The 16,106-nt window shown below is 50.7% G+C and carries 16 protein-coding genes and 1 tRNA gene; 7 read left to right on the plus strand and 10 right to left on the minus strand.

Annotation, left to right across the window (positions count from 1 at the left end; genetic code table 11):
• Positions 1-190: transposase (locus Q397_RS24760; protein WP_205618845.1), on the plus strand; the 190-nt coding region annotated here is incomplete at its 5' end.
• A 195-nt stretch (positions 191-385) separates the two neighbouring features.
• On the opposite strand, the gene Q397_RS0115830 is transcribed toward Q397_RS24760, so the two are convergent.
• Genes Q397_RS0115830 through Q397_RS0115840 form a run of 3 tightly spaced genes read right to left on the minus strand, consistent with a single transcriptional unit; the run spans position 386 to position 3,329 of the window.
• The gene (locus tag Q397_RS0115830) at positions 386-1,519 is read right to left on the minus strand and encodes a response regulator (protein WP_028880252.1); all 1,134 of its coding nucleotides are present in this window, start codon (positions 1,517-1,519) and stop codon (positions 386-388) included.
• 16 nt (positions 1,520-1,535) lie between these two features.
• Positions 1,536-2,741: an HDOD domain-containing protein gene (locus Q397_RS0115835; protein ID WP_028880253.1), complete on the minus strand. Its 1,206-nt coding sequence runs from the start codon at positions 2,739-2,741 to the stop codon at positions 1,536-1,538.
• Positions 2,742-2,783: 42 nt separating this feature from the next.
• On the minus strand, positions 2,784-3,329 hold the full coding sequence (locus Q397_RS0115840; protein ID WP_028880254.1) for a response regulator: 546 nt from the start codon (positions 3,327-3,329) through the stop codon (positions 2,784-2,786).
• A 137-nt stretch (positions 3,330-3,466) separates the two neighbouring features.
• On the opposite strand from Q397_RS0115840, the gene Q397_RS24385 reads away from it, so the two are divergent.
• Positions 3,467-4,450: a DNA-binding response regulator gene (locus Q397_RS24385; protein WP_028880255.1), complete on the plus strand. Its 984-nt coding sequence runs from the start codon at positions 3,467-3,469 to the stop codon at positions 4,448-4,450.
• Between the two features lie 94 nt (positions 4,451-4,544).
• Here the strand turns inward: Q397_RS24385 and Q397_RS24390 are convergent, their stop codons facing one another.
• The 5 genes from Q397_RS24390 to Q397_RS0115870 form a co-directional block, all read right to left on the minus strand.
• Positions 4,545-5,918: an ATP-binding protein gene (locus Q397_RS24390; protein ID WP_051610149.1), complete on the minus strand. Its 1,374-nt coding sequence runs from the start codon at positions 5,916-5,918 to the stop codon at positions 4,545-4,547.
• Positions 5,919-6,002: 84 nt separating this feature from the next.
• Complete coding sequence (locus tag Q397_RS24395; RefSeq protein ID WP_051610152.1) at positions 6,003-7,889, minus strand: ATP-binding protein; 1,887 nt, start codon at positions 7,887-7,889, stop codon at positions 6,003-6,005.
• Positions 7,874-8,737 carry a phosphate/phosphite/phosphonate ABC transporter substrate-binding protein gene (locus Q397_RS0115860; RefSeq protein WP_051610157.1) on the minus strand — a complete coding sequence of 288 codons (864 nt, stop codon included), beginning with the start codon at positions 8,735-8,737 and terminating at the stop codon, positions 7,874-7,876. Before Q397_RS0115860 ends, Q397_RS24395 begins: the two co-directional genes overlap by 16 nt.
• A 95-nt stretch (positions 8,738-8,832) precedes the next feature.
• Complete coding sequence (locus Q397_RS0115865) at positions 8,833-9,387, minus strand: GNAT family N-acetyltransferase (protein ID WP_028880257.1); 555 nt, start codon at positions 9,385-9,387, stop codon at positions 8,833-8,835.
• A gap of 3 nt (positions 9,388-9,390) precedes the next feature.
• Positions 9,391-10,290, minus strand: coding sequence for an N-formylglutamate amidohydrolase (locus tag Q397_RS0115870; RefSeq protein ID WP_051610159.1), 900 nt, complete (start codon positions 10,288-10,290; stop codon positions 9,391-9,393).
• A gap of 222 nt (positions 10,291-10,512) precedes the next feature.
• Here Q397_RS0115870 and Q397_RS0115875 point away from each other — a divergent pair.
• From Q397_RS0115875 to Q397_RS0115890, 4 genes are all read left to right on the plus strand, one after another.
• A tRNA-Val gene (locus Q397_RS0115875) sits at positions 10,513-10,589 on the plus strand.
• 109 nt (positions 10,590-10,698) lie between these two features.
• A complete protein-coding gene (gene ykgO, locus Q397_RS0115880) occupies positions 10,699-10,824 on the plus strand; it encodes a type B 50S ribosomal protein L36 (RefSeq protein WP_028880259.1) in 126 nt (41 codons plus the stop codon).
• 180 nt (positions 10,825-11,004) lie between these two features.
• Entirely contained in the window at positions 11,005-11,940 is a 936-nt protein-coding gene (locus tag Q397_RS0115885) for a proline dehydrogenase family protein (RefSeq protein WP_028880260.1), read from the plus strand.
• Positions 11,941-12,080: 140 nt separating this feature from the next.
• Positions 12,081-13,367: an MFS transporter gene (locus tag Q397_RS0115890; RefSeq protein WP_051610160.1), complete on the plus strand. Its 1,287-nt coding sequence runs from the start codon at positions 12,081-12,083 to the stop codon at positions 13,365-13,367.
• A gap of 73 nt (positions 13,368-13,440) precedes the next feature.
• On the opposite strand, the gene Q397_RS0115895 is transcribed toward Q397_RS0115890, so the two are convergent.
• On the minus strand, positions 13,441-13,686 hold the full coding sequence (locus Q397_RS0115895; RefSeq protein WP_028880262.1) for a DUF2312 domain-containing protein: 246 nt from the start codon (positions 13,684-13,686) through the stop codon (positions 13,441-13,443).
• A gap of 188 nt (positions 13,687-13,874) precedes the next feature.
• Here Q397_RS0115895 and Q397_RS22960 point away from each other — a divergent pair, with 188 nt between their 5' ends.
• Positions 13,875-14,960 (plus strand): response regulator, encoded by a 1,086-nt coding sequence (locus Q397_RS22960; protein WP_156950750.1) that lies wholly within the window; start codon positions 13,875-13,877, stop codon positions 14,958-14,960.
• Positions 14,961-14,963: 3 nt separating this feature from the next.
• Here Q397_RS22960 and Q397_RS0115905 read toward each other — a convergent pair whose 3' ends face one another.
• On the minus strand, positions 14,964-16,100 hold the full coding sequence (locus Q397_RS0115905) for a carboxylate-amine ligase (RefSeq protein ID WP_028880263.1): 1,137 nt from the start codon (positions 16,098-16,100) through the stop codon (positions 14,964-14,966).
• Positions 16,101-16,106 lie beyond the last annotated feature (6 nt).

The raw sequence follows: 16,106 nt of genomic DNA on the forward strand, positions 1-16,106 counted from the left end.
GGAACGCAGTTTTGCTGATGCCAAACAACTACATGGGCACCGCTATGCCCGTCTGAGAGGCCTGACTAAAGTGAAAGAGCAATGCTTGATGGCAGCCACCGCCCAAAACATCAAGAAAATCGCCCTCATCTTAGCCCGTCTCAGGTTTTTATGGCGATATTTACCCACTGGAACGCCCACATATGCCTGAAAATGAAGCAGTGGAGCAACCTGCTTAAAGAAATGTCCAACAGAACAAAAAACACAACCTTATAGAAAATAACAAACCCCGCCAAAATTGACGGGGTTTGTCAGAGATCTGCGGCTCTCCTCGTGAGAGCCTTTTTTTTGTCCGTACAATAGGTGGGTGTGGAATTTATTTATTAACTATATGTGGGTTAATTTATCAGTAGCCTATCTTGGCGACGGTGATCTCTTTTGAAATCCCGATTGAACGTGCGATCGCTTTGAGTTTTTGAATGTGAGTGGGGCTGAGGATACAGCCGTGGGACAGCAACATGCGCTCGTCTTCGGTGTAGATATCGCTGAGCAAGGTATGACCGGGGCGCAGACCGGCAAGACCGACAACCATGGTTTCATATTTCTTTTCCGGCCCCTTGCTTTCCAGCAGGATTTTCTGGATTTTTGCAAAGAGAGCTTCATCGTAATCCTGAATGTTTTTGACGAGAGCCTGAAAAGATTTTTCCTGCGGTTGATCTTTTGCGGTCCGTTTGGAGAGGTCACTGAGGATACGTAAGATTTTGGCTTCCAAGGGGAGGGCGTGAACGTCCATATCGGTGTGGCTGGCATTCGCAAAAGCGACGATGTCGGCAATATCCTCCAACCTGGGAATTTGTTTCAACATTTGCTGGATGGTGAGCGGGGCCATTCGCAGGCTTTCCAGCTCGTCCTCGCTGAGTTGCTCGCCACGTTCTTTGCGGATGAGCAGGTTTTGAGGCAGGATCAGGTCGGCAAGCGGCAGCATCATGGCGGCGAAATCCAATCGCCATGTTTCTTTGATTTCCAGTGGGGTTGCCAGCTTCTTGCACCAGCCACGGACCTTTGCTGATCGGGCAAACGCTTCCGGGTTTGAGAAGGAAAGCAGGTCGAGTAAAAATTTGACCGTGCCTGCCAAGGTCTTTTCTAACAGTATTTTCTCAGCGGTGAGGGTGTCATAGAGTTTGAAGCCGTCTTCAATGCCTTTGGCGAGAATTTCATTGTCGCAGGGCTTGTTGTAGAAGCGGAAAATGGCCCCTTCATTGACAGCATCAACGGCTGTCTGTTGGTCGGCATTTCCTGTCAGCATCATGCGAATGATGTCGGGATTGATGTCGCGAATGGCTTTTAAGGTCGCAAGGCCATCCATGCCCGGCATACGCATGTCGGAGACAACGACACTGATCGTCGGGTCTTGCTTTATGAGGTCGAGGGCGTCTTGTCCCGAGGTGGCGATGACAAGGTCAAAGCGTTTTCGATACTGGCGCATCAAACCTTTGAGGAGGTTTTCATCATCATCAATCAATAGTAGACGGTGTGTCATGGGGCGTCTCCTCTCGTTAATTCTCACTCAGTTGGTCGAGCATATCCTGTGTGAGGGAAATATTCTGGTGATCGAGAAAGGTCAGATCGAGTTTGTCGTTGAGGTTATCAAGGGTGAGTTCGTTATGTGCTTTTGCTTTCGCTGCATATTGGGCGATGTGTAGGCAGGCAAGGATGGGGTGGTTGCGATTTTCAATAAGGTGGGGGGTATGGTGGTAGGCAACGGCTTCGCATAAAGGCAGGGGAAATCCCCAGAGGCCGAGGAGGTAAGAACCCATTAGACCGTGATCAATTCCAATGACCTGTTTTTCAAAATAGTCAATGCTGATGCCGGGGTTACGTTCACAGAGGGCTGCGGCTTTTTGGAATTCCGCTGGCCACGTCGCAGCGATCAGCAGGGAGCCGATGTGGGAGAGACTGCCGGCGGAAGTCACCAGATCAACAATCGGTGAGTCAAAATTTGAGATTTTGGCGATTTGGGCCGCGATGATTGCCAGATCAAGGCAATTGGCCGTAAGCCGCTGTAGTGATTTACATTGTTGTGTTTTGGCATCAAGCGAAGAGAAAACGCCGTTCAGCAGGGTCATGCTGCGCAACGTATTCAGCCCCAGCAGGCTGACGGCGGTTTCCAGATTCGTTACTTTTTGCGGGAGGCCAAAAAAGGCGGAATTGCAAACCTTCAGGACTTGGGCTTTGAGGGCAATATCCTGTTCTAAAATGGCGGCGATGCTTTTGTTCGTTGCATACTCGTTGGTGAGTTCCTTCAAGAGGTTTTGGTAAATGGTGGGGAGGGAGGGCAAGCTGGTTTTGCCAGTAATTGCCGTGCGTATTGCTTCGTTTTCAATGCAGTGCCGCAGACGAAGGATGCGTGTGATTGTATCTTCGATTTGTCGAAAGTCACATGGTTTGGCGAGATATTGATGGGCCGGGCCGATGACTTTCAGGATGACCTCATCCTTGGCATAACCAGACAGGACTACACGGGCGGTATCAGGTGACTTTTTGCGCACGATTTCTAAAAGTTCGGCACCATCCATTTGCGGCATCTGCATGTCCGTAATGATGATATCAGTGGGTCGGGCCGCAATGATGTCGCACGCGTCTGCACCGGAACTGGCGAAGGACATGTCCCATTCACCGCGGTGACGGCGCATACCCCGTTTTAGGCCGGATAGGATCAGCTCTTCATCATCGACGAAGAGAATATGAGGTTTATTTGTCATTGTTATATCCTCCGACTTCATCAGTGTTGGCCTATGTTTGAGTTAATTTTCTTTATATTCAAATGTCATTTCGCCCAAATATTGCGATACCTTTCTAATGCCGAGCAGGGTTGTATACTCAATCGGGAGGTCTTCCATCTTGAGCAAGTTATGTTCGCGTAGTTTTTCGACAACGATCTGCAAAACCTCGTCATAAAGTTCAGATATGCGCGAGGGGGCATTGTACATGATGTTGGAAACTGTTTTGACCAACAGGATGGGGTCGCAGGGCTTGCTGAGATATTCAAACGGAACGGTAATTTTGTCGCAAAGTTCTGCGTAGGAAGAATGCCCGGATAGAACGATGATCGCGGGGGGCTTGGGCATACTCCCAAAGAGGTTGGCAATCGTATCGCCGGAGATATGGGGCATTTTCAAATCGGTGATAACGATATCCACGGGGGCGGTGTCAAATGTCTTTAGAGCTTCGACGGGGGATGAGACAAAGCGCATGTCCCAGACAGATTGAAAGGGGCGTAACTGGCGGCGCAGCCCATCCAAAACGGCAATTTCATCATCTAGAAACATGATGCTGATTTTATCTGGCATGTCTGCCACCTCCTGAGTTTTAGAATTATGTGATATTTTGCTGATAAAAGGGTGAGTGACCTATCCCCATATGGGGACAAGCCTAAAAAAATAGGGTAGAGTTGTTCATGGTTTTTTGAACTACAGGTGAAGACCTCATGAGTGTGAAGCCGAGAATTTTGTTTGTGGATGACGAGCCTTTGCTGCTCGAAGGGATTAGGCGGAGTCTGGCCCCTTCCCATCAACGCGATTGGGAGATGGTCTTTGAGACGGACCCGGTGGCGGCTGTTGAGCTGCACCGATTAAAATCGTTTGATGTGGTTGTTACCGATTTTATGATGCCGGTGTTGAACGGTATCGGTTTAGCCGTAGAGATGAATGAGATTGATCCCGGTACCCAGATTGTGATGCTCACCGGTGCAGCAGATCTCACGACAGCCGCCGACGTGATCAATTCGACGCAGGTTGTCCGTTTTTTCACCAAACCTTGTGCCATGGATATTCTGGAAAAAGGTATTGTTGAATGTGTGCATCGGCGTGAAGAAAGACGGCAGACGTCCGAGAGCGTCATGAAGCCAGCTTTTGGGGATGAGGTGTTGGACAAACTCTCGATCGGCGTTGCGATTTGTGAGCAGAACGCCCGCGTGGTCTACATGAACCAGTTTGCCGTCGAAGTCTGCGCCACCCAAAAAACATTGAGTGTGGATGCAGCCGGGTTTTTGCGCACCGTGAACCCGCGGTATCGTGACGAATTTCTGGCTTGTTTGAAGGAGACGGAAAAGCAGGATCGCGCCATTTCATTGATGGATGATGAAATAGGTCGGGCGGTTTCAATTATCGTATCGCGCACCAAAGGGGGCGATGCAAATAGGGTGATGTTATTGATAGCCGATCCATCGCGGCATGTGGCGCCGAGTGTTGATATTTTACAGTCCATTTATAGCTTGCCGCCGTCGGAAGCCCGTATCCTGCATTTTATTGTTCAGGGGTTCTCGTTGCAGGAAACGGCGGAAAAAATGCAGATTACGGAGAGTTCGGCGCGCACCTATCTCAAGCGGGTCTTTTTTAAAACCAACACCAAAAGCCAACCGGAACTGATCCGATCGGTCTTATTGACGCCTGCGCTTTACATGGCAAGCTAGTCAGGAGGTGTTAAAATAATCCTCCCAACTATAGGGGGTGTTTGGGGATTGGTCCCTTCCTTTTTTTTGGGGTCATCATCCGTAAACAGAACGGTCAACAGGGCGGGGAGCCTTCTTTGGGATGTTCGGGAAGGTGAATGTGGAAGGTGGTGCCTTGCCCCGGCGTGGTTTGAAAATCGATGGTGCCTTTGTGTTTTTTGACAATAATGTCACGGACGATGGACAGCCCCTGACCAGAGCCTTTCCCGACTTCTTTGGTGGTAAAAAAGGGATTGAAAATATCTTTCTGGTGTTCGGGCGCAATGCCGCAGCCGGTGTCTTTAAAATAGATATCAATGCCATCTGCACTGTTTCGGGTCGTGATGGTGATTTTCCCCATTTCACTGGATTTTTCAGCAATGGCGTGGGTGGCATTGACAATTAGGTTGAGAAAAACCTGATTGATTGCGCCGGGGATGCAATTGACCGGGATCAGGTTCTCGTCAAAGTTCTTTTCGATTTCTGCAACATTTTTCCATTCGTTTCTGGAAACCGTCAGGGTGGTCTCAAGGGAGGAGTTAATATTAAAAGGCTCCTTGTCTTTCGCGCCCGGGTGGGAGAAATTTTTCATGGCCCCTACGATCCGCGAAATCTGTTTGATACCGTTACTTGACTGCTTGACCGCCTCGGGCACTTCTTCGATCAGGTAGGCCAGATCATACTCTTTAATGAGCTGGTCCAATTTTTGGTTTAGATCGGCATATTTCCCATCGGCAGTAGATTGTTTTTTCAGGATCAGTGCATTTTGTAAAAGGGTGAAGATCTGGGCCAGACTTTCATTGAGAAAATGCAGGTTGTCGCCGATATATTGTGAGGGTGTGTTGATTTCGTGGGCGATACCGCCAGCAAGTTGGCCGACAGCTTCCCATTTGGCGGATTGGGCAAGTTCTTCTTGCAGCTGTTTGTGTTCCTGTGCGCGTTCTTTTTTGCGGGTGATATCGTGGATCAGGTGAAGTAAAAAATACTCGTCATCATGTTCAAAGACGCTGATCTTTACTTCTGTGGCGATGATTTCATCCTCGGTAATTTTAAAATCAAACTCTTCGATGCCACTGATCCCGTCGTTGATCGCTTTGTTGCACAGGTCTTGATAGGCGTTGGTTTGGTCGGGACAGACGTAGGGCAGCAGGGAGTTTTTCATCAGACGAATGCGGGAATTTTTGAGGAATTTCTCGGCGGCATTGTTGATATCCAGCATGTTCAAATCTTTGTCGGTCGTGATGATTCCGTCGGGGATGGAGTTCATGATGGCGTTCAGGCGAGAGGAGTTGTTTTTGGCTTTGCGAATGGAATTGGTCAGGGTCTCGTTGACTTCATAAAGCTCAAATGCCTTTGCTTCTAAAAGGTTTTCAGCTTGTTTACGGGCATCGGTTTCACGAGCCAGTTTCTTTTTCAACAGTGTCAGTTCTTGCGTTAGATCCTGTGTCATGCGCGTATACCTCAGTCATAGACCGTCCTGCTTTCAACTATTGTTGATGGACGGTTTGGGCACTATCCCCATTTGAGGACAGGCTTACGTCATCGTCGGAAAAATAATTTCAAACAACGCGCCACCATCCGTGGCATCCAGCACGTTGAAGGCGGCTTTATGCTTACCAACGACAATGTCATAGCAGATGGCCAGTCCTTGCCCTGTCCCCTTGCCGACGTCCTTGGTGGTGAAAAACGGGTCAAAAATCTTGTGTTTCAGTTCATCCGGGACACCGGTTGCATTATCCTGAACTTGAAGAACGACTTGGTTTTCTTTGACAAATGTTCTGACGGTGATTTGCCCATCTTGAAGGGCAGCGTCCTTGATGGCATGGGCGGCGTTGACGATCAGGTTTAACAGCACCTGATTGAGATCATTTTCCAGCCCCATGACATCTGGCAGATTTTCATCCAGTTGCATATTCAGTTGAGCAACGGATTTCCACTCGTTACGACAGACGGTGGCGGCACGTTCAATCACCCGGTTTAACTGCACCAGTGACAGTTCTTTTGCGCTGGGGTGAGAAAACTCCTTCATCGCCAAAACGATTTGGGCAACCTGATTTACGCCTTGACTGGATTGGCTGATGGCCAGCGGAACTTCCTCTCTGAGGAACTCAAGGTCTGCTCCGGCTATTTGATGTTCACAGTCTGCCAAGGTCGTGATCGCAATTTTCTTTTCTTTGATCTCGGTGACGACTTTTTCGTATGTGTCCAAGGTCTGGATGATATCGCCCATGGCGCTCTGCAGGAAGTTCAGGTTGTCACCGATATACTGGATCGGAGTATTGATTTCGTGGGCGATGCCGCCAGCCAACGTGCCGATAGATTCCATCTTATGGGTCTGAAGCAGGTCACGTTCGAGTTTACGGTTTTTCTTTTCGGCTTCAATGATCGGGGTGACGTCCGTATCAACCCATGCAATGCCGCCCCCGGATAACTGATGTTGGGTATGTAGAATATGCAAGCCATCGGATAGAGACATGACACCGACCGGCGGAGCCTGTTCGTCGATGGGACAGAAGGCGTTGGCGTAATGAGTGTTTTCCATATCCGATCGGGTGCGCAGACGGGCAAGCTCTTGGGGGGAGATGTTGTGCATCTGGGCATAGGCCTCATTGATCAGCACGATTTCTTCTTTGCTATTGGAAATGGCAACGCCTTGGCTGAGGTTTGCCATAGCGTCTTGTAGGAGTGTCTCGGCACGGGCACGGCGGTCCTCTGCCCGCAGGCGGGCTTCTTCCAGTTTTTGAGCATATGTTGCAAGCGATTGCGACATTTCGTTAAAACTGTGGGCTGTTTGGGCCAGTTCGTCTTTGCCGGTGACCTTGATGATGTGGCCCAATTCGCCACCGGCGACACGTGCGGCACCCGCTTGCAGGGACACCAACTGGCGAGTTAAAATGCCACCGAGCAGAAGACCGAAAATGCCCACGAGGACAATTTCAAGTAGGGCGACGCTGAACATATTCTTTTTGGCAGCACTTAACAGAATTTCCAGCTTTTGAATATCAAGGCCCAGTTCGACACGCCCAAAAAGCTGTGATCCTTCGTAGATATTATGGGCGACATCAAAAGTCTGATCATTGTGGCTGCTTTTGATATTGAGATCGGCTTTGAAAGGGCGCTGAAGGTGTTCTTCTTTGCCGCCTTCGGAAATGATGCTGCCGCCGGCATGGATAACCCGGATGTAGGTGATTTCCTTTGTGGTTAGGGTCTTGGCGATCATTTCATCAATGGTGGCGATGTCCATGGAAATGACGGCGTCACTGATCATGGTGGCGAAAAGCTGTGCGGTGGTTTGGGCCCGGTTGACCAACTGTGTTTCGTTGGATTCCTGAAGGTATCTTAAGCCGCTGACGACAAGGATACTCAGCAGAATAACCTCGATCAGGGCAATCCCAAGGACGATTTTTAGTCTAAACGACATTTGACACTTCCGTCCTGAATGATCTCAGTTTCTTCTTGTGACAGGCCGAGCGCCCGCACATCGTCCCAGGCACTGTTTTCCGCACTAACAAAGCCTTTCATGCCGATTTGAGCCAATAGATCAGGGCGTGTTTGGGAGAGATGTTGAAAAGTTGTTTGCAAGCGCAGGCGTTTTTCCTCGTCCATGTGGGGGCCGACGGCGAAGGCATGGGGGGTATAGTCGGATGTGGTGTAGATGACGCGCAACTGCGTTTGTAACTCTTCGGGAATGTTGGCAAAGGTGCGCTTGACCCCGCCCCCTGCTGGAAAGAGGCCCGCTGCGACCGATTTGTAAACGCTGTCATGGGACTTGACGTAGTTGGGGGTTATGGTCATGCCGCGTTTTTTCATTTCTGCACGAGGCAACAGACTGGCGCCGAAGGCCGCAGGTGAGGGAAAGGCTAGGTCAAGATTATTCAGATCTTGCAGGTTTTCATAGGGGGCATCTTTTTTGACGACGATCAGTCCTTTGAGTTTTTTTTCGGACTGATGGGCAAAGGCTCTGTAGCCTGATTTTTCACTAAAGACGGTGTAATGGTAGGGGTTCATGTAGGCAATGTCATACGCACCTTTTGCCAAACATCGCTCAAAGGTGGGGATATCCTTCATGGTGGCGAAGCGGATATCCAGGCCGGTTTGTTTGGAGAGTTCCGCCATAAAGGGGACCCAGCTTTGCGCCAGTTTGCTGGCGGCTTGCTGTGGCACAATCCCAAAATATAGGGGGGAGGAGCGCGCCGGAGATGCGTGCTGAATGATCCCTGTCAGGAGTAAGCCTGCGAACAGGATTCGCAGCGTTTTGATGTACGGCATGAAAGTCATCCCCCATGAACATGGTTACAATTAACGTGATGTCAGTATGGGGGAATTGAAATGGGGGGATATCCCCATATGGGAACATGTATTTTTTATTTTGCGCGCAGGTTCAGACCGTCACCGACAGGGGGTGTTTGGGCGCCTGCACCAAGGGAACGTTGCATGAGGATGGTGTCGATCCAGCGATTGAACTTATAGCCGCTGGCAGGCAGGATACCGACTTTCTCAAAACCGAATTTACTGTGGAGGGCGACAGACGCATGATTCGTCAGATCGCCAATGACGGCGATGACCTGTCGTATACCGGCAGCTTCCAACTCTGTTAGCAAGTGTTCCATTAACAAGCTGCCGATTCCTTGGCCTTTGACGTCTTTTGACAGGTAGATGGCATGTTCAACGCAATAGCGATAAGCGATGCGTTCACGGAAGGCACCGCCATAGGCATAGCCCTGCACCACGCCGTCAACTTGTGCGACGAGATAGGGCATCCCCAGTTTTAAAGTGGCCTCGAAACGTCGCGTCATCTCGGTGATGTCAGGGACGGTTTCTTCGTAGGTGATAACTGTATCGGTGACGTAGTAGGTGTAAATATCGACAATCGCCGGTATGTCCGATTGGGTGGCGGGGCGCACGATGAGGGAAGACATCTGTTATAAATCCTCTGGATCAAGGGTGTTGAGCCGTTGAATGAACCCTTCCAGCCTGTTTTTAATATCGTTAAAGGCGTTTAGACGGGTGATTGTTTCTTCATCCATATAAAGCGCGCGGTTGAGTTCAATTTGCAGCGCATGGACCCGTTGGGCGGGGTTGCCGTAATGATCTGTGGTGAAGCCGCCGGCATAGGGGCGGTTGCGCATGACGGAGAATCCTTGATCTTCCAAGATAACCTGCGCAAAATCGCTGACCCATTCTGCGCAACTGGTCCCGAAGCGATCCCCCAGAATAATATCGGGGATACGTCCTTTTGCGCTCGTTGCCTCAACCCGCGAGGGCATGGAATGGCAATCAATCAGCAGGCAGGCACCGAACTGAGTGCGCGTTGTTTCAATAAGATGTCTCAACGTCGCGTGATAGGGGTGGTAAAGGCCGTCGATCCTTTGGTGTACCTCTGTAAAAGAGAGTTTTTCGCGATAGATATCCGCCCCGTTTGTCACAATTCTCGCAATGGTGCCAAGCCCGGCTTGGGCACGTAACGAGTCGACATTGACGTAGGAGGGCAAGGGGCCGCTGAACATATTCGGGTCCAGCTCATAGGGTTCGCGGTTGGCATCTACATAGGCGCGCGGGAAGTTGGCATGCAACAAGGGGCTGCCGTACTGGATGCAGGAATCGTAGAGTTCATGAACGAAGGCGTCTTCGGATCGTCTGAGGGAGAGTGGATCAAGGTTGGCATTGGCGACAAAATCGACGGGATACTGATTCCCGCTATGAGGCGAGGCATAGAGGACAGGTGCGGTCTGCTTGGCCGGTTTTAACACCGTAAGCGGCTGCATCTGTTTGGGGGCATTCGTCCTATCTATAAAGGGTGCTTCTGGGGTTGAAGCCGTCATTATACCTGCCAATTCTCTATGGAAAAACTGTGTCCTATAAGTTTGAGTAGCGCGTAAGGAGGGGACGCGCAAGTGGTTTTCCATCCTCAAAACCACCGAGAGAGGCAGTAAGTTTGTAAAAAATAAAAATTTTTTGTTGCACGTCCTCTCAGCGCTCGCTATAAAGCGCCCCACCGCGGAAGTGAGGCCGAAGTCAGCTTCTCCAGACACGGTGTTGAAAATGGGTCGTTAGCTCAGTTGGTTAGAGTGCTGCCTTGACATGGCAGAGGTCACAAGTTCAAATCTTGTACGACCCACCATTTATTTTAAGTTGGGGATTTTCCTTATTGACTCAATAAGGTGATCTCCGTATGTTCCCGGCTCCGCTCATCTTGAGCTGATGGGCTAACGTTTTGAGGATACGAGATCATGAAGATTCGCAACTCTTTGAAGTCAGCAAAGCTGCGTGAAAAAGGCTGCCGTGTCGTGCGCCGCCGTGGCCGCGTTTACGTCATCAACAAAAAGAACCCGCGTTTCAAGGCTCGCCAGGGCTGAGAATAGCGCGTCTTTTTAGACGACTTTACAAAAAGCCGCTTCCCTTTTGGGGGATGCGGCTTTTTGTTTGTCCTCAAGTCAAAGGCTCTGTGTTTCAGGTGGCAGATGTCGCATTTCCTTGCAGATGACAGTCAAGCCACGTACCCTAGAGGAAACAACAAGAAGCGCTGAGTTAAGTCTATGGGTCTTAAAAAGAAACTGGCGGGATCAAGTATGGTCCGGTTTTTGGCACAGAATACGCCGTTGATGCATGGCGTTGCCAAAAAGCTTGTGCCGGCGACAACCGTTGAAGAAGCCATCGAGATTACCGTCAAACTATCGGAAATGGGCTACCATTCCTGTTTGCACCATTTAGGCAAACCCAGTGCCCAGATTGAAGATATCGAAGATAATGTTTCAACGGTGATTGAGACACTGGAGATTCTGGATGAAGAACGTCTGGAAGTCTGTCTGAGCCTGATGCCGTCAGAGATGGGGTATCTCAAGTCTGACAAAAGCGGCGAGAATCACTGTCGTCAAATCGCGCGCAATTTCAGGAATCGGGTGTCCGCGCGGGATGTGGAAGACCGTCAGGGCTATGGCGACGGTCATGGGGAGGGGGAACGCAACCTTCTGATGATCCATGCGAGCGAACGTGTCCCCATGCAACAGATCTTGGCGCTTTATGGCAGACTGCACCGTTCTTCAGTGGCGTCTTGCGTAACAATCCCGGCGGCGCTGGCTCGCAGTGAAGAAGACGTAAAGACCATCATTTCCCAAGGGGGCAACGTGCGTTTGTCTTTGTTACCGCATGGGGTGGTGGATGCACGCTATTTTGATGATCCTGAATTGGTGCTGGATAACTACATGAAGCTGGCGCGGCTGTTGTTGTGCGAAGAAGCCATGATCCAGCAGGTTCTGCCTGTCTTTGCCCTAGAAGACGATGAAATGGCAGAGCAGGTGATCATGATGGCGAATCTGGAGGGCTGGAGCGCATCCAGTTTCGAGTTCGAAATTCCGTATGGGGTGAATAACAAGCTCAAGCGCAAACTGCGCGATGAGGGCTATAGGGTCCGTGTTCTGGTGCCTTATGGCAGGGAATGGTGGACATATTTTTATCGCCGCACGCAAACCTGAGCAGTGCGGATTGTATCGATACTTCAAGAATCCTGAATTCTGTGTTTGTCACAAGATGACATATCAACGTTTCTTTATGTCGCGAATATCTTTATGTTTGGAGTAATTCAAATTTTCAAACATTTTTTAAGGCTGAATAGATGACACAGACAGCTTCTGATATTCAAAGGCCAGACCGGTTGGTGACGCCGGTACTTCTGGCAGGGGGCTTTATCTTATTGGTCAGTTTTGCGATTCGGGCGTCGTTTGGTATTTTCCAAATTCCGATTGCCGAGGATTTTAACTGGCCACGTGCAGAGTTTTCATTTGCGATTGCGATCCAGAACCTGTTTTGGGGGATTGGGCAGCCGATCTTTAGTGCCATTGCGGAAAAGTTCGGGGACCGCAAAGCCATCGTCATGGGCATCGCGTTTTATGTGGCGGGGCTTATCCTGTCGTCCTACGCGGTGACGGCGGGGCAGCACCAATTCCTTGAAGTTCTGATCGGCTTCGGGATTGCAGGGACAGGTTTTGGTGTGATCTTGGCGATTGTGGGACGTGCCACATCGGATAAGCATCGTTCTATGGCGTTGGGGATTGTGACAGCGGCCGGGTCTGCCGGTCAAATCGTCGGTCCCCCGTTTACCGAATTTTTGTTGGGCTTTATGCCGTGGCAGTCCGTCTTTATGGTGTTTGGCGGGATCGTCGCGCTGTTGCTGTTGGCTTTGCCGTTTATTAAAGCACCAACGCGGCCCAGTGGACATGGGGCACAAGACCATGATGCGGGTCTGGCCCTCAGCACGGTTTTGATGCAGGCGGGGCGTGATAAAAACTACATCTTTATCTTTATCGGCTTCTTTGCTTGCGGCTATCAACTGGCCTTTATTACCGCGCATTTTCCGGCCTTTATTACGGAGGTCTGCGCGGCTGTTTCACCGGGCAGCCTGATCCATTCCATGGGCATTACCACCAGTTCGGCGCTTGGCGCGCTATCCATCGCGGTAATTGGTGTTTTCAACGTTGGCGGCACGGTATTGGCCGGTTGGCTGGGGAACGTCTATTCCCGCAAATACTTGTTGGCCATCGTCTATGGGCTGCGTACCATCGTGGCTGCGGGGTTTATTCTGATGCCAATGACACCGGGCAGCGTGATTGTCTTCTCCATCCTGATGGGCTCGTTATGGCTGGCGACCGTGCCGTTAACATCTGGGCTGGTTGCGCAGATTTACGGCTTGAAATATATGGGCACCCTCTATGGCTTTGTGTTCTTCTCCCACCAATTGGGCGGGTTCCTTGGCGTGTGGTTGGGCGGTTATATGTACGATCACTATGGGTCTTATGACCTGGTCTGGTGGGTCGGTGTTGGGGTCGGTGCGATTTCTGCCCTGATCCATATCCCGATCGATGACAGACCGTGGGCGTTAAGCAGAGCATCCGCTTCTGCATAGAGACTGGCGCAGACAACAAAAAAGGCACTGAAGCGATCGCACAGTGCCTTTTTTTATGTAGAAAGTTCAGCCTCTATTCCATGCCGAGGGCACGTTTATAAAGGTCCAGAATCTCTTCTTGCTCTGAACGGTCATGGTCTTCCATTTTGCGCAGACGTATCAGCTGGCGCATGATCTTCACATCAAAGCCGGTGCCTTTTGCTTCGGCATAAACGTCTTTAATGTCGGCGGACAGGGCCGCTTTTTCTTCTTCGAGACGTTCAATACGTTCGATAAATGAGCGCAGGTGATCGCCTGCGATGCCACCAACTTCGGTCATGGGTCTATCCTTTATGAGTTCTTGGTCAATCAAGTTGGGCAGAAGATAGCCAGCCTTGTGCTCACTTGCAAGGTTGTAAACACGAAAAAGGTCAGAGAAATAAGCCTATAAGGTTCGCTTTCGCTTGCTTCATTCAGCCGATTGTTGCAGAAATATATGGATATATTGAAAAATACGGGGTGAGCATAGTGGGTACCTACCATTTAGACCGACTTTCGGTCATGTTGGTTGAAGATAATGCGTTCGTTCGCGATACGTTGTCGAATCTGTTGCGATCATTTGAAATTCGTAAACTCGTTACCTGCGAAAATGGGGTGCAGGCGATTGATTTCCTGAAAGCGGCGGGGGGGCCGAATAATCCGGGTGGGGTGGATTTGATTATTTCCGATCTCATCATGTCACCTGCAAACGGTTTGTTGTTGTTACGCTGGGTCCGTGCAGCCAAAGAATCGCCCAACCGCTTTATGCCCTTTATTATGATGAGTGGGGCGGCGGATAACGACTATGTCAATGCCGCGCGTGATATGGGCGTATCCGAATTCCTCGCCAAGCCGTTTTCGGTCGATAGTGTGTATAAGCGCTTGATGGAGCTGATCGACTATCCCCGTCAGTTTGTCACCACCCACAACTATCATGGCCCTGATCGCCGCCGCCGCAGAGAGCCAGCACCCAATGGGGTCGAGCGCCGCGAAGCGACAGAAGATGATATCACGATCGTTTATTCCGGTGAAAAGAAGAAAGCCAAGAAAGATAGTGGTGTCTGGTACTTCCGTCTACCCAACCGCCTGAAAGAAAAAGTCGGTGGCATGGGGATGAAAGGCGGCGGGGCGTTGCCGCAGGATTTGCTGGAACAAGCCGAAGCGGAACTGGATCGTTCGTCTGCGAACTTTACCGACTGGGCGCTGGAATATCTGTCCCAGCTGTCCAACCTCTGTACAGAAGCTTTGTTGGCACCGGGGGCACGCGGTGAGCATTTCCACAAGATCAACCTGTTGGCGCACGAATTGCGGGGCCAAGGCGGGACGTTTGGCTATCCGCTGATCTCCGTCTTCGGTAAGATGCTGTACGAATGCACCATGGAAGGCTGTAAAGAAACCGATGCGGCTGTTGAAGTGGTGAAAGCGCACATTGATGCCATGCGCGCCGTCCTGCGCGAGAAGATCATGGGCGATGGCGGTGCGATCGGCCGTGAACTGCTGCAAGGTCTGCAAGTTGCCGTAAAGGAAAAAACCGGGCAGGTCTTGAAATTGGAAGAAGACGAACCCGGTTGGTAACAGCTAGGTTACGTTGACGGTTTCTTCCATCAACCATTTTGAAACGGTGCGGCAGGCTTCAAGGTCTGTTGCGCCGTTTTCTTTTGCGGCTTCAAAGATGGCAAGTTGACGGTGCGAGCTGGTGCCGCGTTTCAGGATCGTGCGCAAGGACAAGAGTTCTTCTGTGCAGTTGAGCGCCTCGGCATCTTCCTGCAGCATCTCGAACAGTTCTTCTAACAGGCTGTCAAAGGCAACGATCTGGGATTTACCAAAATCGACTAACCCTTCATCCAATCCGTAGCGTTGCGCACGCCAGCGGTTTTCGTTGATCAGCATGGTCCGGTAGGTGCGCCAGCGTTGGTTGGCACGGCGTAGACGATGGAGCATACGCAACAGGCATTGGAACAAAGAAGCCACAGCAATGGCATCATCCAGCGTGGTGCAGATATCGGTAATGCGCATCTCAAGGGTGGGGAACTTATGCGCCGGTCGCACATCCCACCACAGCATGGTCGCATCCTTGATCACCCCCACATTAATTAATGCCCTGACGTGTTTTCGATATTCGCTGTAGGTGTCGAACAGTTCCGGCAGGCCGGTGCGTGGCAGCTCGTCAAACACACTCAGGCGATAGCACATCAAGCCGGTTTTACGCCCGCGCCAAAAGGCAGACGAGGTGGAGAGCGCCAGCAGGTGCGGCAGGAAGTAAGACACCTGGTTCATCAGGTCAATGCGCAGGTCATCATCATCAATCCCCACATGCACATGCATCCCCGAAATGATCAGGCGGCGCACGACCGCTTGCATATCATTGGCAAAATTGTGATAGCGTTCGGCATCGGTATGGACCTGTTGATCCCATTCCGCCATGGGGTGTGTGGAGGCAGCGATAGGGGCAAGGTTATAGTTGGCCCCGATCTCGGCGACCTTGGCCCGCATGTAGGCCAATTGCGCGCGGGCTTCCTTGACGTCTTTACAGACATCGGTTGCAACCTCGATTTGGGATTGGAGAAATTCCGGGCGAACCAGATCTTTGAGTTCTGCCTGACAGGCTTCAATGACGCCGTTCATAGAGTCGGTTGCCAGTTCCCCGGTGTCACGGTTGACCATAAGATATTCTTCTTCAATGCCGATGGTCCAGCTGGGTTGGGAAACGGACATGGGTGG

It is taken from the genome of Terasakiella pusilla DSM 6293, assembly GCF_000688235.1.
Classification (GTDB): domain Bacteria; phylum Pseudomonadota; class Alphaproteobacteria; order Rhodospirillales; family Terasakiellaceae; genus Terasakiella; species Terasakiella pusilla.

Coding starts and splice junctions, on each gene's coding strand:
- Q397_RS0115830 (WP_028880252.1), bottom strand. CDS start 1,519: ATGACACACCGTCTACTATTGATTGATGATGATGAAAACCTCCTCAAA.
- Q397_RS0115835 (WP_028880253.1), bottom strand. CDS start 2,741: ATGACAAATAAACCTCATATTCTCTTCGTCGATGATGAAGAGCTGATC.
- Q397_RS0115840 (WP_028880254.1), bottom strand. CDS start 3,329: ATGCCAGATAAAATCAGCATCATGTTTCTAGATGATGAAATTGCCGTT.
- Q397_RS24385 (WP_028880255.1), top strand. CDS start 3,467: ATGAGTGTGAAGCCGAGAATTTTGTTTGTGGATGACGAGCCTTTGCTG.
- Q397_RS24390 (WP_051610149.1), bottom strand. CDS start 5,918: ATGACACAGGATCTAACGCAAGAACTGACACTGTTGAAAAAGAAACTG.
- Q397_RS24395 (WP_051610152.1), bottom strand. CDS start 7,889: ATGTCGTTTAGACTAAAAATCGTCCTTGGGATTGCCCTGATCGAGGTT.
- Q397_RS0115860 (WP_051610157.1), bottom strand. CDS start 8,737: ATGCCGTACATCAAAACGCTGCGAATCCTGTTCGCAGGCTTACTCCTG.
- Q397_RS0115865 (WP_028880257.1), bottom strand. CDS start 9,387: ATGTCTTCCCTCATCGTGCGCCCCGCCACCCAATCGGACATACCGGCG.
- Q397_RS0115870 (WP_051610159.1), bottom strand. CDS start 10,290: ATGACGGCTTCAACCCCAGAAGCACCCTTTATAGATAGGACGAATGCC.
- ykgO (WP_028880259.1), top strand. CDS start 10,699: ATGAAGATTCGCAACTCTTTGAAGTCAGCAAAGCTGCGTGAAAAAGGC.
- Q397_RS0115885 (WP_028880260.1), top strand. CDS start 11,005: ATGGGTCTTAAAAAGAAACTGGCGGGATCAAGTATGGTCCGGTTTTTG.
- Q397_RS0115890 (WP_051610160.1), top strand. CDS start 12,081: ATGACACAGACAGCTTCTGATATTCAAAGGCCAGACCGGTTGGTGACG.
- Q397_RS0115895 (WP_028880262.1), bottom strand. CDS start 13,686: ATGACCGAAGTTGGTGGCATCGCAGGCGATCACCTGCGCTCATTTATC.
- Q397_RS0115905 (WP_028880263.1), bottom strand. CDS start 16,100: ATGTCCGTTTCCCAACCCAGCTGGACCATCGGCATTGAAGAAGAATAT.